General features: G+C 61.1%; 14 protein-coding genes. 11 read left to right on the top strand and 3 right to left on the bottom strand.

Going from position 1 to position 14,765, the window contains the following annotated elements; translation table 11 throughout:
- Positions 1 to 249: 249 nt before the first annotated feature.
- Together AC07XM_RS06035 and AC07XM_RS06030 are read right to left on the bottom strand one after the other, a co-directional pair.
- Positions 250 to 1,470 carry a CaiB/BaiF CoA transferase family protein gene (locus AC07XM_RS06035; protein ID WP_016484312.1) on the bottom strand — a complete coding sequence of 407 codons (1,221 nt, stop codon included), beginning with the start codon at positions 1,468 to 1,470 and terminating at the stop codon, positions 250 to 252.
- 14 nt (positions 1,471 to 1,484) lie between these two features.
- On the bottom strand, positions 1,485 to 2,666 hold the full coding sequence (locus tag AC07XM_RS06030) for an acyl-CoA dehydrogenase (RefSeq protein ID WP_016484311.1): 1,182 nt from the start codon (positions 2,664 to 2,666) through the stop codon (positions 1,485 to 1,487).
- A gap of 161 nt (positions 2,667 to 2,827) precedes the next feature.
- On the opposite strand from AC07XM_RS06030, the gene AC07XM_RS06025 reads away from it, so the two are divergent.
- The 10 genes from AC07XM_RS06025 (at position 2,828) to AC07XM_RS05980 (ending at position 12,632) form a co-directional block, all read left to right on the top strand.
- Positions 2,828 to 3,727, top strand: a complete 900-nt coding sequence (locus AC07XM_RS06025) for a LysR family transcriptional regulator (RefSeq protein WP_016484310.1) — start codon at positions 2,828 to 2,830, stop codon at positions 3,725 to 3,727.
- Positions 3,728 to 4,163: 436 nt separating this feature from the next.
- On the top strand, positions 4,164 to 5,285 hold the full coding sequence (locus AC07XM_RS06020) for a Re/Si-specific NAD(P)(+) transhydrogenase subunit alpha (RefSeq protein ID WP_102689256.1): 1,122 nt from the start codon (positions 4,164 to 4,166) through the stop codon (positions 5,283 to 5,285).
- An 11-nt stretch (positions 5,286 to 5,296) separates the two neighbouring features.
- Complete coding sequence (locus AC07XM_RS06015; RefSeq protein WP_016484308.1) at positions 5,297 to 5,611, top strand: NAD(P) transhydrogenase subunit alpha part 2; 315 nt, start codon at positions 5,297 to 5,299, stop codon at positions 5,609 to 5,611.
- A 2-nt stretch (positions 5,612 to 5,613) separates the two neighbouring features.
- On the top strand, positions 5,614 to 7,050 hold the full coding sequence (locus AC07XM_RS06010) for an NAD(P)(+) transhydrogenase (Re/Si-specific) subunit beta (RefSeq protein WP_016484307.1): 1,437 nt from the start codon (positions 5,614 to 5,616) through the stop codon (positions 7,048 to 7,050).
- 186 nt (positions 7,051 to 7,236) lie between these two features.
- Positions 7,237 to 8,730 (top strand): succinyl-CoA:acetate CoA-transferase ScpC, encoded by a 1,494-nt coding sequence (scpC, locus tag AC07XM_RS06005; protein WP_102689255.1) that lies wholly within the window; start codon positions 7,237 to 7,239, stop codon positions 8,728 to 8,730.
- 373 nt (positions 8,731 to 9,103) lie between these two features.
- Positions 9,104 to 9,319 (top strand): DUF1127 domain-containing protein, encoded by a 216-nt coding sequence (locus AC07XM_RS06000; RefSeq protein ID WP_016484305.1) that lies wholly within the window; start codon positions 9,104 to 9,106, stop codon positions 9,317 to 9,319.
- Between the two features lie 303 nt (positions 9,320 to 9,622).
- On the top strand, positions 9,623 to 9,940 hold the full coding sequence (locus tag AC07XM_RS05995; RefSeq protein ID WP_016484304.1) for a DUF2388 domain-containing protein: 318 nt from the start codon (positions 9,623 to 9,625) through the stop codon (positions 9,938 to 9,940).
- A gap of 88 nt (positions 9,941 to 10,028) precedes the next feature.
- Entirely contained in the window at positions 10,029 to 10,322 is a 294-nt protein-coding gene (locus tag AC07XM_RS05990) for a DUF2388 domain-containing protein (protein ID WP_016484303.1), read from the top strand.
- Between the two features lie 37 nt (positions 10,323 to 10,359).
- A complete protein-coding gene (locus AC07XM_RS05985) occupies positions 10,360 to 10,680 on the top strand; it encodes a DUF2388 domain-containing protein (RefSeq protein ID WP_016484302.1) in 321 nt (106 codons plus the stop codon).
- Positions 10,677 to 12,632 carry a DUF7844 domain-containing protein gene (locus AC07XM_RS05980; protein WP_024717860.1) on the top strand — a complete coding sequence of 652 codons (1,956 nt, stop codon included), beginning with the start codon at positions 10,677 to 10,679 and terminating at the stop codon, positions 12,630 to 12,632. The genes AC07XM_RS05985 and AC07XM_RS05980 overlap by 4 nt, the downstream gene beginning before the upstream one ends.
- Before the next feature lie 127 nt (positions 12,633 to 12,759).
- Here the strand turns inward: AC07XM_RS05980 and AC07XM_RS05975 are convergent, their stop codons facing one another.
- Positions 12,760 to 13,161 carry a GFA family protein gene (locus tag AC07XM_RS05975; protein ID WP_016484300.1) on the bottom strand — a complete coding sequence of 134 codons (402 nt, stop codon included), beginning with the start codon at positions 13,159 to 13,161 and terminating at the stop codon, positions 12,760 to 12,762.
- A gap of 266 nt (positions 13,162 to 13,427) precedes the next feature.
- Between AC07XM_RS05975 and AC07XM_RS05970 the strand changes: the two genes are divergently transcribed.
- A complete protein-coding gene (locus AC07XM_RS05970) occupies positions 13,428 to 14,735 on the top strand; it encodes a CitMHS family transporter (protein ID WP_023047261.1) in 1,308 nt (435 codons plus the stop codon).
- The last annotated feature ends 30 nt before the right edge of the window (positions 14,736 to 14,765 follow it).

Raw genomic sequence — 14,765 nt, 5'->3', positions numbered from 1 at the left:
TTTAGAAGCGCTGTCAACCACCATTTCAACCGCTTGCGATCTTTCGATCGTAGCCCTTTCAACGCCACCTTAACTACCTAACTCATTGAATCTCAAGGAGTTTGTCGTTCCGATGTCGCTGGAAGTGGGGCGCATTATAAGGGGATTCGAAAGGGCGTCAACCATTAATTTCAAGAAACCGTAATATCGCTGAAAAGCAAAGCAGGGAGGCCTGGCGGCCTCCCTGCTTTTATATAGCACCCGCCGCTTCTACAGCACGCCGGCCTCCCGCAAGCGCTGCACCTCACCTGCCTCCAGCCCCAGCACTTCCCCCAGTACCGCCTCGGTATGCTCACCCAGCAGCGGCGGCGCCCGTCGGTACTCCACCGGCGTCTCCGACAACCGTATAGGGCTGGCTACCTGCGGCACGCTACCCGCCAATGGATGCGGAATGTTCACCGCCAACCCACGCGCCAGCACCTGTGGGTCCTGAAACATCTGAGCCAGGTCATTGATAGGCCCGCACGGCACCCCAGCAGCCTCCAGCTGGGCAACCCATTCGGCGGTTGTCTTGAATACTGTGGCCTGGCGGATCAGTGGAATCAGCTCGGCCCTGTTGGCCACCCGCTGCTTATTGGTCAGGAAGCGTGGATCGTCCGCCCATTGTGGCTGCCCGGCCACTTCTGCGAATTTGCGGAACTGGCTGTCGTTGCCCACGGTAAGAATGAAGTCGCCATCCGCCGTCGGGAAGTCCTGGTAGGGCACTATATTGGGATGCGCATTGCCCAGGCGCCGAGGCGGGTTGCCCGTGGTCAGGTAATTCATGGCCTGGTTCGCCAGGCAGGCTACCTGTACATCGAGCAACGCCATGTCGACATGCTGGCCCACCCCGGTCTGCGCCCGATGGGCAAGGGCGGCAAGCATGGCCACCGTTGAGTACAGCCCGGTAAGGATGTCGGTAAGCGCCACACCCACTTTGACCGGCCCCGCGCCTTCCTCACCCTCCGGGCGGCCGGTCAGGCTCATCAGCCCACCCAGCCCCTGGATCATGAAGTCATAACCCGCACGCTTGGCATACGGGCCGGTCTGGCCGAAACCGGTAATGGAGCAATAGATAAGCTGCGGGTTGATCGCCTTCAGGCTCTGGTAGTCCAGCCCATAGGCCGCCAAACCACCCACCTTGAAGTTCTCGATGACAATATCGGACTTCGCCGCCAACTCACGCACCAGGCGCTGCCCTTCAGGCCGGGTGAAGTCGATGGTCACCGAACGCTTGTTACGGTTGGCCGACAGGTAGTAAGCCGCCTCGCTGGTGTTTTCACCCTCGGCATCCTTGAGGAAAGGCGGCCCCCACGCGCGGGTATCGTCACCACTGCCCGGGCGCTCCACCTTTATAACGTCAGCGCCCAGGTCAGCGAGAATCTGGCCAGACCATGGGCCGGCCAACACGCGCGAAAGGTCCAGCACCCGCAGATGTGATAGCGCGCCCATGGGCTGGCTCCTTATTAATAGAAGGCCTGGATACCGGTCTGCGCACGCCCCAGGATCAGTGCATGCACGTCGTGAGTACCTTCATAGGTGTTGACCACCTCCAGGTTTACCAGATGACGGGCCACGCCAAACTCATCGGAAATGCCGTTGCCACCCAGCATGTCGCGCGCCATGCGAGCGATATCCAGCGCCTTGCCGCAGGAATTGCGCTTCATGATCGAGGTAATTTCCACAGCAGCGGTACCTTCATCCTTCATGCGCCCCAGGCGCAGGCAGCCTTGCAGCGCCAGGGTGATTTCGGTCTGCATGTCGGCCAGCTTTTTCTGGATCAGCTGGTTGGCAGCCAGGGGGCGGCCGAACTGCTGACGGTCCAAGGTGTACTGACGCGCGGTGTGCCAGCACGCCTCGGCCGCACCCAACGCCCCCCACGAGATGCCGTAACGGGCAGAGTTGAGACAGGTGAACGGGCCTTTGAGGCCGCGCACATCCGGGAAGATGTTCTCTTCTGGCACGAACACATTGTCCATGACAACTTCACCGGTGATCGAGGCACGCAGGCCGACCTTGCCATGAATGGCCGGGGCACTGAGGCCCTGCCAGCCCTTCTCCAGGACAAAGCCGCGGATATCCCCTGCATCGTCCTTGGCCCACACCACGAACACATCAGCGATCGGGCTGTTGGTGATCCACATCTTGCTGCCGGTCAGACGGTAGCCGCCGTCGACCTTCCTGGCACGTGTGATCATCGAGCCAGGGTCGGAGCCGTGGTTGGGCTCGGTCAGACCAAAACAACCGATCCACTCGCCACTGGCCAGCTTGGGCAAGTACTTCTGCTTTTGGGCCTCGGTACCAAATTCATTGATGGGCACCATCACCAGCGACGACTGCACGCTCATCATCGAACGGTAGCCCGAGTCGATACGCTCGACCTCTCGGGCAATCAGCCCATAGCACACGTAGTTCAGGCCACTGCCACCGTACTGTTCGGGAATGGTGGCACCCAGCAGGCCGACTTCACCCATCTCCCGGAAGATCGCCGGGTCGGTCTGCTCGTGGCGGAAAGCCTCGAGCACACGCGGGGCAAGCTTGTCCTGGGCGAACTGATAAGCGCTGTCACGCACCATGCGCTCTTCTTCAGTGAGCTGTTGATCCAGCAGCAGTGGGTCGATCCAGTGGAAGCTTGCTTTACCGGCCATGAGCGAAATCCTCGTAATAGGGGGCAGTTTCTTGTGCGTTTGAGCCTAGGCCTGATCGGCCGCCGGGACAAACGAGGATTGCGCACCAATTAGTGATAATTTGTCACTTCGTAAATCGGCAAGACACCACAAAGACAGCCTTACGAGTGAGGTTGACGTACATGCGCCGCAAGATCCCCAGTACCACCGCTCTGGTTTGCTTCGAGGCGGCGGCACGCAACGAGAGCTTTACCAAGGCCGCCCAGGAACTCGCCCTGACCCAGGGTGCCGTTTGCCGGCAGATCGGCGGCCTCGAGGCTTTTCTGAATGTGGAACTGTTCCGCCGTTCCCGCCGCGGCGTGAAGCTGACCGAGGCCGGCCTGTCCTACAGTCGTCAGGTTGCCGCTCAACTGGATGCGGTAGAGCGCGACACCCTGTCGGTGATGGGTCAGCAGGGCGCCAGCGTGATCGAGCTGGCCGTAGTGCCTACCTTTGGTACCCAATGGCTGCTTCCGCGCCTCAAGGACTTCCAGCAACGCCACCCAGAGGTGACGGTCAACCTCACCAACCGCACCCGGCCATTCCTGTTCGCCGACACCCCCTTCGATGCCGCAATCTATTTCGGTGATGCCGACTGGTCCGGCACCCAGTCGCACCGGCTGATGGGGGAGAACCCGGTCCCCGTCTGCAGCCCGGCATTGCTGGCCGGGCAGGGCATACTCGAAGCACAGCGCATCGCCCAACTGCCACTGCTGCAGCAAAGCACGCGCCCCTATGCCTGGCGGCAGTGGTTCGGCAGCCTAGGGATGAATGTGCCACGCGACATGACAGGCCCGCGTTATGAACTATTCTCGATGCTCGCCCAGGCGGCCATACATGAAATGGGGGTCGCACTGATCCCACCGTTCCTGATCCAGCGCGAGTTGGGGGAGGGTAGGCTGGTGGTCGCTAACAGGCATGCCCTGATCAGCGACAAGGCCTACTATCTGATGATTCCGGATCGCAAGGTAGAGTCAGCTTCGCTGCGCGCCTTCCGAGACTGGCTGGTGAGCCAGGCCTGGGCCTACACCGCAACAGCTTGATGAAGTGCGACAAATTGACCCTGTAGTCAATTATTTTAAACACCTACAGATATATGTATTTGTCGCATATCCATAAACTGTTATGCCCGCCTGGAAATACCCTTTAACCCTGCTAACCACGCGGCTTTGCGGGTGATTTTGCGACATTCACCGTGCCGTAAGCGTATCAACCCAAATATTTTTGATTTTTTCTCCTAATCTGCCAATAGCCCATGCTTGACGGGCTGGAGCCTTACCGCTGCGACAAGCGGTCACAGGGTGACTTGTAGTTTTGACTTCGTTTCGCTCCATAACCGGTTGAAGGCCCCCGGGTTCGTCTGCAAAATGCTTCGCCCGCCCGGGAATCGGCGGGTCGGCGCTCCACAGCCGCCCCAGCGCACCATCCGAAGTGTGCTGGCTCATACAAAGACAAAAGGTCACCGCAGGAGAAATAGTCGTGCACATTGGTGTTCCTCTCGAGACGCAGACCGGTGAGACAAGGGTCGCTACGACCCCGGAAACCATCAAGAAACTGATTGGCCAAGGCCATCAGGTCACCGTCCAACGGGGGGCAGGGCTCAACGCCAGCATTCCGGACAGTGCCTATGAGGCCGCAGGCGCTTCCCTAGGGAGCGCAGCCGATGCATACGGCGCCCAATTGGTACTCAAAGTGGTCGCACCCAACGACCAGGAGCTGGCCCTGATCAACAGTGGCAGCCTCCTGGCGGGCATGCTCAACCCCTTCAACAGCGAACTGATCGCCAAGATGGCCGAACGCGGAATCACCGCTTTCGCCCTGGAAGCCGCTCCCCGCACCTCGCGGGCGCAGAGCCTCGACGTGCTGTCGTCACAGGCCAACATCGCGGGTTACAAAGCTGTGTTGCTGGCGGCCCATCACTACCCACGCTTCATGCCCATGCTGATGACCGCTGCAGGTACCGTGAAGGCCGCGCGCGTGCTGATCCTGGGGGCGGGCGTTGCCGGCCTGCAGGCCATCGCCACCGCCAAGCGCCTGGGTGCGGTGATCGAAGCGTCCGACGTACGCCCGGCAGTGAAGGAGCAAATCGAGTCGCTGGGTGCCAAGTTCATCGACGTGCCTTACGAGACCGATGAGGAGCGCGAGTGCGCCGAAGGCGTCGGCGGTTACGCCAGACCGATGCCAGCCAGCTGGATGCAACGCCAGGCCCAAGCCGTGCACGAGCGAGCCAGGCAGGCGGACATCGTCATTACCACCGCACTGATCCCCGGCCGCAAGGCTCCGACCCTGCTCAGTGCCGAGACCGTGGCGCAGATGAAGCCCGGCTCGGTGGTCATCGACCTCGCCGCAGCCCAGGGTGGCAACTGCCCACTCACCGTTGCTGATCAGGTAGTACGGGAGAATGGCGTGACCATCGTCGGCCCGACCAACCTGCCGGCCCAGCTGGGTGCCGATGCCTCGGCGCTGTATGCGCGCAACCTGCTGGACTTCATGAAACTGCTGTTCGACAAGGACGGCGCACTGGTCATCAACCTCGAAGACGACATCGTCGCGGCCTGCCTCATGTGCCGTGATGGTCAAGTCGTCCGCAAGAACGGCTAAGGAGCACGACAATGGAAGACATGCTGATTTCCCATGGCATCTACAACCTGATCATCTTCGTGCTGGCCATCTATGTGGGCTACCACGTGGTGTGGAACGTCACCCCGGCGTTGCACACGCCGCTGATGGCCGTGACCAATGCCATCTCTGCCATCGTAATCGTCGGCGCCATGCTTGCTGCCGCGCTGACTGTGACCCCAGCCGGCAAGCTCATGGGCACTCTCGCCGTAGCCCTGGCTGCGGTCAATGTGTTCGGTGGCTTCCTGGTCACCCGCCGCATGCTTGAGATGTTCAAGAAGAAAGCCAAGAACGAGGGGCAGAAGTAAGCATGAGCATGAATCTGGTAACACTTCTGTACCTGGTCGCTTCGGTGTGCTTCATCCAGGCGCTCAAGGGCCTGTCGCACCCAACCACCTCACGGCGCGGCAACCTGTTCGGCATGATCGGCATGGGCATCGCCATGCTCACCACGGTTGGCCTCATCTATAAGCTGGGCGCCGAGCTGGCCACCGCCGGTATTGGCTATGTCATCGTCGGCCTGCTGGTCGGTGGTACCGCGGGTTCGATCATGGCCAAGCGCGTCGAGATGACCAAGATGCCGGAACTGGTCGCCTTCATGCACAGCATGATCGGCCTGGCTGCGGTGTTCATCGCCATCGCCGCCGTGCTGGAGCCGCAGTCGATGGGCATCGTTGCCGCAATCACCGACCCGATCCCCACCGGTAACCGCCTGGAGCTATTCCTCGGCGCAGCCATCGGTGCAATCACCTTCTCCGGTTCGGTGATCGCCTTCGGCAAATTGTCGGGCAAGTACAAGTTCCGCCTGTTCCAGGGCGCACCGGTACAGTTCCCCGGCCAGCACAAGCTGAACCTGATCCTGGGCCTGACCACCATCGCCCTGGGCCTGCTGTTCACCTTCACTGGTCATTACAGCGCCTTCACCCTGATGCTGGCCCTGGCCTTCGTCATGGGCGTGCTGATCATCATCCCGATCGGCGGCGCCGACATGCCCGTGGTGGTGTCGATGCTCAACAGCTATTCGGGCTGGGCGGCGGCCGGTATCGGCTTCTCCCTGAACAATTCGATGCTGATCATCGCAGGCTCCCTGGTGGGTTCGTCCGGTGCCATCCTCTCGTACATCATGTGCAAGGCGATGAACCGGTCGTTCTTCAACGTCATCCTTGGGGGCTTTGGCGGCGATACCGATGCCGGCGCGGCACAAGGCTCGAAAGAGCAGCGCCCCGTGAAGTCCGGTTCGGCCGACGATGCCACCTTCTTGCTCAGCAACGCCGACAGCGTGATCATCGTCCCGGGATACGGCTTGGCGGTGGCCCGTGCCCAGCACGCGCTGAAGGAGCTGACCGAGAAGCTGACCCACAACGGCGTGACCGTGAAGTACGCCATCCACCCCGTGGCGGGCCGCATGCCCGGGCACATGAACGTGCTGCTGGCCGAAGCCGAAGTACCGTACGATCAGGTGTTCGAGATGGACGACATCAACGCCGAATTCGGCCAGGCCGACGTGGTGCTGGTGCTGGGCGCCAACGATGTGGTCAACCCGGCGGCGAAGAACGACCCCAAATCGCCAATTGCCGGTATGCCAATCCTCGAAGCGTTCAAAGCCAAGACCATCATCGTCAACAAGCGCTCCATGGCCAGCGGCTATGCCGGCCTGGACAACGAACTGTTCTACCTGGACAAGACCATGATGGTGTTTGGTGACGCCAAGAAAGTCATCGAGGACATGGTGAAGGCCGTGGAGTGAAAACCACGGCTGCAAACCAACTGATATAAAGGACGCCCCGGTCAGATTCTGCCGGGGCTTTCCTTTTATTGATCCGGATCAACGGCTCGACTTCAAGGCTTCTCATACGACCATGGTCGTGGGACGGCAATGGGCGAAATCTCTAGACTGCGCTGCAGTAGTTTCAGTAGCCCGAGATAACAATCCATGTACCGTGATCGTATCCGCTTGTCCTCCCTGCACAGCAAGGTAATGAGTGCGGCTGATGCCGCTGGTCTGATCGAGGACGGCATGACCGTCGGCATGAGCGGTTTCACCCGCGCCGGCGAAGCCAAGGCCGTACCGCATGCCCTGGCCGAACGTGCCAAGCAGTCGCCACTGAAAATCAGCCTGATGACCGGCGCCAGCCTGGGCAACGACCTGGACAAGCAGCTGACCGAGGCCGGTGTGCTGGCTCGCCGCATGCCGTTCCAGGTTGACAGCACCCTGCGCAAGGCCATCAACGACGGCCAGGTGATGTTCATCGACCAGCACCTGTCGGAAACTGTCGAACAACTGCGCAACCAGCAGCTAAAGCTTCCGGACATTGCGGTGATCGAGGCCGTGGCCATCACCGAGCAAGGCCACATCGTGCCAACCACGTCGGTAGGCAACTCGGCCAGTTTCGCGATCTTTGCCAAGCAGGTGATTGTCGAGATCAACCTCTCGCACAACCCCAACCTCGAAGGCCTGCACGATATCTACATCCCGACCTACCGCCCGACCCGCACGCCAATCCCACTGGTCAAGGTCGACGACCGCATCGGCAGCACCGCCATCCCGATCGACCCGGCCAAGATTGTCGGCATTGTCATCAGCAACCAGCCGGACTCCCCGTCCACCGTACTGCCGCCGGATGACGAAACCCAAGGCATCGCCGACCACCTGATCAACTTCCTCAAGAATGAAGTTGAAGCTGGCCGCATGACTAACAAGCTCGGCCCACTGCAAGCCGGTATTGGCAGCATCGCCAACGCGGTGATGTGCGGCCTGATCGAGTCGCCGTTCGAAGACCTGACCATGTACTCCGAAGTACTGCAGGACTCCACCTTCGACCTGATCGACGCCGGCAAGCTGAGCTTCGCGTCGGGCAGCTCGATCACCTTGTCCGGCCGCCGCAATGCCGACGTTTTCGGCAACCTGGAGCGATACAAGGACAAGCTGGTGCTGCGCCCGCAAGAAATCTCCAACCACCCGGAAGTGGTACGTCGTCTGGGGATCATTGGGATCAACACCGCACTGGAGTTCGATATCTACGGCAACGTCAACTCCACCCACGTGTGCGGCACCCGGATGATGAACGGCATCGGCGGCTCGGGTGACTTCGCCCGCAACGCCCACCTGGCCGTATTCGTCACCAAGTCGATTGCCAAGGGCGGCGCGATTTCCAGCGTGGTGCCGATGGTCAGCCATGTCGACCACACCGAGCATGACGTAGACATCCTGGTTACCGAGCAAGGCCTGGCCGACCTGCGTGGCCTGGCGCCTCGCGAGCGGGCACGGGCGATCATCGACAACTGTGTGCACCCGGACTACCGCGCTGCGCTGAACGATTACTTCGAGCGTGCGTGCCAGCGTGGCGGCCATACCCCGCACATCCTGCGCGAAGCGCTGAGCTGGCACGAAAATCTGGAAGAAACTGGTCGTATGCTGGCTAGCTGACCCAAATACCGGACGGAACAGCAGCCCTGCTTCTGCTGTTCCGGCCTCTTCGCGGGCAAACCCGCAAAAGGGCCATGACAGTCAAATCCTTCTACTCGTACACCCATTTACTGCGACTAAATAAAAGTGTACTACTGTACTGGTTGCCTTGCCTCGCTATACCTGTAAACGCCGCTATCCAACGTTAAAACGCACCAACAAAGTGCGGACCGGTACAGTTACGCCATTTTCGAGTGCAACAGTAGGGTTACACAGTTAACTGAGCCATCGTCTTACTACAGAACTGTATCTACTGTTATGGACAGCAGAGGAGGATCATTGGCATCAGTTAAATCACTACCTAATCCCGCCATAAGCGGAAGGATGAAGCATCATGGAACGTACCCTCAGTTCCGGTCTGGTTTTTGAAAGCAACGCTCAGCAATCCAACACCTCGATGCCGCTGCGCGCGCTGTCTACCCTGCTGCTGTGGCAGCGCCGTATGGCCAGCCGCCGTCAACTGGCTCGCCTGGACAGCCGTCTGCTGGCCGACGCCGGTATCAGCGAGTCGCAGCGTTACGAAGAGCTGAGCAAGCCTTTCTGGCGCTAAGCACCGGCTTGCCGGCTTAGGCCGGCACCGCGAATTCCCAAACCCGTTGCAGGTGACTGCGACGGGTTTTTTTATGTCCAGGCCGCACGGCAGAGCGCTTCAAGGTCAATAGGTACAGTTTTCATAAACACAAAACAAGCCAGCACAGTTTACTGGCGTGCCGTTCATTAACTTCCACAAACAACGGCGCGTGATACGCTTGGCTTAACAGTCTGTTGAAAGCCGCTGTTAAACGTACCGTGACGAGCTGTGTCAGCGTCCGATAAGCACCACCACCCGACCCTAGTCCAGGAGTCCACCATCATGTCCCGTAAATACCTGATTGGCGCCGCCCTGATGCTGAGCCTGGCCGGCACCGCAAACGCCACCAGCTTCGTTGTCACCACCGACGCCGTTGTCGGCGCAGTGGCCGCATCCACCGATGCCACTTCCGACGTCACCTCTTCGTTCAAAGACGACAAGATCGTGCAGGCCGCCCGTGACGACGCCGCCAGCTTCGTTGGCAGCCAGGGCGACATCCGTGGGGCCAAGCTGGAAAGCGCTTTTTTGCACATCCGTTCGCAGATGCCTGACCTGCAAGCCAGCGACGCGCAATTGGCCCAGGCTATCCTGGCGCTCTGACCCCGAATAAGCCGTGCAACTGCGCTGCTCAGCACCTGCCCAGTTACACGCGCTTCTGTCACCCACGTTCCCAGCCGTTGTAGAGCCCATGCGTTATCTGTTGCCACTGCTGTTCTCTGTTGCAGGTATGGCCAGTGCCCATGCCATGGATACCACCACGCAAGGCATGGTCATCACTGGCTATGTCACCAGCCAGGTCACCAGCGCACCGTTCGATCGCAAGCTGGTTCGCCAGGCGCGCGATGATGCTGCTGCCTTCGTTGCCAGCGACGGCCAGATCCGCGGTGTTCGGCTGGAAGCCGCGCTGGAATCATTACGCCACAATTGTTCACAGCACGCCGTCGGCGACCTGGAACTGGCGCAGGCAATTCTCGTCCAATAGCTACATCTGACTCCCTGTATTTTTTCGGAGATGCTCCATGCGTAAACCGCTGATTGCCGCTAGCCTCGGCATGTTGCTGCTGGCCGACCTGGCCCATGCACAGACCTTGGTGGCCACCAGCAACATCATCGTGCGTGCCTTTGGCCGCTCGATCGACTTCACCTCAGACACCACCACCTCGATTCGCGACTCCAAAGTAGTCCGCGAAGCGCACGATGACGCCGCCAGCTTCGTCGCCAGCAATGGCGACATTCGCGGTGTCCAGCTTGAGGCCGCCTTCAACACTCTGCGCGAGCGTGTGCCTGAAGCACGTGGCGCCAGCGACCAGGTACTGGCTGAAGCCATCCTCGCGCTGTGAACCGCATGCGTACCTGGCTGCTCGGCTGCGCCCTGACGCTGCTCGGTACGCCCGCATTGGCCGACCTGCAGCTCCAGCTGCAGGCATCGGGCCTCGACCCACAACAAACCCAAGCCACCCAGGCACTGCTTGACGAGGCCATGGGCAAACTGCCCCCTCGCTTCAAGCAGCAGCTGGACCGCCGCGTGCGGGTGAGCTGGAGCGACACCCTGCCGGCCGATGCCTACGGCCAGGCATCGCTGGTGTCCACCCTTGAGCTCAACCGTCGCCTGCTGCCCAGCCTCACCGACGGCAGCGCCGCAACCGAGCGTACCAATCGCCCACACGGCACAGTGCGTGAAGAACTGCTGGCCACCGTGTTGCATGAGCTCACCCATATCTACGACCGTGCCCGCCTGTGGCCCGCTGCCGAGAATTCGCTGATTGCCCGCTGCAAGCGCCAGCAAGGCACGCTGGGCAAGATCGGCCTGCCAGAAGCGTGCCGCGGCCAAGCCGAGCGCCGCTTCACCCTTAGCGACGACCCGCGCCTGCTCGACCTGGCTGGCTGGCAGCAGTACGTGGGCCGACGCGGCGAGCGCGAACAGCACAACGGCCAGTTCGTGCGCAGCCCCGACAGTTATGAACTGAGCAGCCCCAAGGAGTACATCGCGGTCAACATGGAGTATTTTCTCCTCGACCCGAGCTACGGTTGTCGCCGCCCGGCGCTGAACCAGTATCTGCGCGAGCACTTCGGTTGGGCCCCCCAACAGGACACTTGCGCCAAGGGCCTGCCGTTCATCAACGCTGGCAGCGACTTCGCTCGCCAGCCGTTGGGTGAAATCGATCCCGAGCGGGTCTATGAAGTGGACTACCTGCTGGCCGAAGCCAACCAGAACCTGGTCAGCCGTTGGGGCCACAGCATGCTGCGCCTGGTGATCTGCAAGCCCGGCCGCCCACGCGGGCCGGACTGCCGCCTTGACCTCGACCAGAGCCTGGTGCTGTCGTACCGCGCCTTCGTCAACGATGTGCAGCTGTCCAGCTGGGACGGCCTGGTCGGTGTCTACCCCTCGCGATTGTTCGTACTGCCGCTGGGGCAGGTGATCGATGAGTACACCAAGACCGAACTGCGTAGCCTGGCCTCGGTACCCTTGAGGCTCAGCCGCGAAGAAGTCGAGAGCCTGGTGCGTCAGGCAGCCGAGATGCACTGGAGCTATGACGGCAACTATTGGTTCCTGTCCAACAACTGTGCGGTGGAGTCGTTGAAACTGCTGCGCAGCGGCACCGCCAACCCACGCCTGAACGACCTCGACAGCATCATGCCCAACGGTTTGCTGGCCGTGCTCAAGGGCAGGGGGCTGGCCGATACCAGCGTGCTGGACAACCCGCGCGAGGCATTACGCCTTGGCTACCGCTTCGATTCCTACCGAGACCGCTACCAGGCGATGTTCGAGGTACTGAGGAAGCAGCTGCCGATCAAGCAGGCCCTGGTGGAAGACTGGCTGGCCCTGGATGCCGAGCAACGCCGCCCCTGGTTCGCCAAAGCCGACCTGCGCACCAGCGCTGCGTTGCTGCTGCTGGAACAGGCCAGCCTGCGCCGGCAGTTGCTGCTGGCCCAGGACGAGGTCAAGCAGCGCTACCTGAATGCAGCGGCGCTGAAAGATGGCAGCATCAACAAAGCTGACGCCACCCTCAAGCAGATGCTCGCGAACAGCGGTTTCCTCAGCCGCCCTGCAGAATTGCTCGATGCCAAAGGCTACGGGCTGCCACAACCCGAGGAGCGTAAGCACCTTGAGCAGGTGAGCAGCGAACGCCAGGCACAGCTGTTGCGCTTGAGTACCAGCCTGGACAAAGAGGTGAGGGCATTGCTGGAGCCATCGCGCGCCAAGGAAATTGCCGCCGTCGAGGCCAATGTGAAACAGATCGGTGAGCATTTGCGGGCGCTGCATAAAGCTGCGGGTGGCCTGCAATTGTAAGGAAGGCTGTACCGGCCCTATCGCCGGCAAGCCAGCTCCCACACATTCTGCACAGGCCTTGAGTACTGCGCAGTACCTGTAGAAGCTGGCTTGCCGGCGATAGGGCCTGCAGCACCAGCACAATTGCTTACTGGCTTTCGCCATCCTCTTCTGGCAAAGCTTCATCCAGATGCAACCAGGGCAGCCGGCTACCCACCCAGATATGCCGGGTGGCCCGCACCCGCTCCGGGTGATCCAGCGTCGCCACCGTCACGTCAACCGTCTCAGGGCTGTGCGTAGTCACCAGCGCCACATGCGCCCCGCAATGCCCGCAGAAGTACCGGTTGCAACTGGCCGGCGCCACATAGCAGTTGGGTTCGCCCGCCAGCCACTTGAACCCCGAACCGGGCAGGGTGAGCCAGGTGACCACCAGCCCGCCGCTTACCCGGCGGCAGATCGTACAATGGCAGTGGGCAACGTCTGTCAGGTCACCCTCCAATCGGTAACGCAAGGCGCCGCAATGACAGCCCCCTTCGGTCACATTCTGCATCACCTACCTCTCGTCGCCTTTGCTTCAGCGAAAGCTGGCTGAAAGCTTGCCCTCATAGGATAGCCCCCACTACCGGCACAAGACCGGTCAGCCAGGGCGCCGGTAAATACCGCGCCCGGCCCAATCAACAACAACAATGGTGATTCTGATGTATTCCTGTGCCCGCCTTCCTGCAGTACCTCTCCGCATGCTCCCCGCGCAGCGCCTGACGCGCTGATCCGCCCGAATCGACTTTCCTTTCGCCGCGCCACGCCTGGAGTATTGCCATGCTGACCTTCCTCGGCTTTGCCATGGTCATCACCTTCATGTACCTGATCATGACCAAGCGCCTGTCGGCCTTGATCGCGTTGATTCTGGTACCCATCCTGTTTGCCCTGTTCGGGGGCTTTTCTGCCAAGATCGGCCCCATGATGCTCGAAGGCATCAGCAAGCTCGCACCTACCGGCGTGATGCTGATGTTCGCCATCCTGTACTTCGCCCTGATGATCGACTCTGGCCTGTTCGACCCGGCCGTGCGCAAGATCCTGAAGCTGGTGAAGGGCGACCCGCTCAAAGTCTCTGTCGGCACTGCCGTGCTGGCCTTGGTGGTCTCCCTCGACGGTGACGGCGCCACGACCTACATGATCTGCTGCGCCGCCATGCTGCCCATGTACAGCCGCCTGGGGATGAGCCCGCGGATCATGGCCGGCCTCATCATTCTCGCCGGCGGGGTCATGAACATGACCCCGTGGGGTGGCCCCACTGCCCGCGCCGCCAGCGCCCTGCACGTCGACCCGTCGGACATCTTCGTGCCAATGATCCCGGCCATGCTGTTCGGCGTGCTGGCGATCCTGGCCATTGCCTACATGTACGGCAAACGGGAACGTGCCCGCCTGGGCGAGCTGCACCTGCCGACCGATGACATCGACCACAGCGAAATCACCGTTTCGCAATTTCCGGAAGCACGTCGGCCCAAACTGCTGTACTTCAACGGTGCGCTGACCGCCGCCCTGATGGTCGCGCTGATCGCCGGTGTGCTGCCGCTGCCAGTGCTGTTCATGATCGCCTTCAGCATCGCCATGATCGTCAACTACCCGTGCCTGCAACAGCAGAAGGACCGTATAGCCGCCCACGCTGGCAGCGTGCTGGCCGTGACCGGGCTGATCTTCGCCGCCGGCATCTTCACCGGCATCCTGTCGGGTACCGGCATGGTCGACGCCATGTCCAAGAGCCTGCTGGCAGTCATCCCAGAAGCGCTGGGCCCATACCTGGCGGTAATCACCGCGATCGTGAGCATGCCGTTCACCTTCTTCATGTCCAACGATGCCTTCTACTACGGCGTACTGCCCGTGCTGGCCGAAGCCGCCAGCCACTACGGCATCACCCCAGTGGAAATGGCCCGTGCGTCGATCGTCGGGCAGCCGGTACACCTGCTCAGCCCGCTGGTACCCTCCACGTACCTGCTGGTGGCCCTGGCCGGTATCGAGTTCGGCGATCATCAGCGCTTCACGCTCAAGTGGGCAGTGCTGGTATGCCTGTGCATAATGCTCGCCGCACTGCTGATGGGGATTTTCCCGCTGTTCAGTAGTCTTTAATACTGACGTATCACCTACGCGACGCGTCCC

The sequence above is a fragment of the Pseudomonas sp. GW460-LB5 genome (assembly GCF_059423245.1).
Note: the sequence above shows the minus strand (reverse complement) of the source record. Positions and strands in the feature narration are given on the sequence as shown.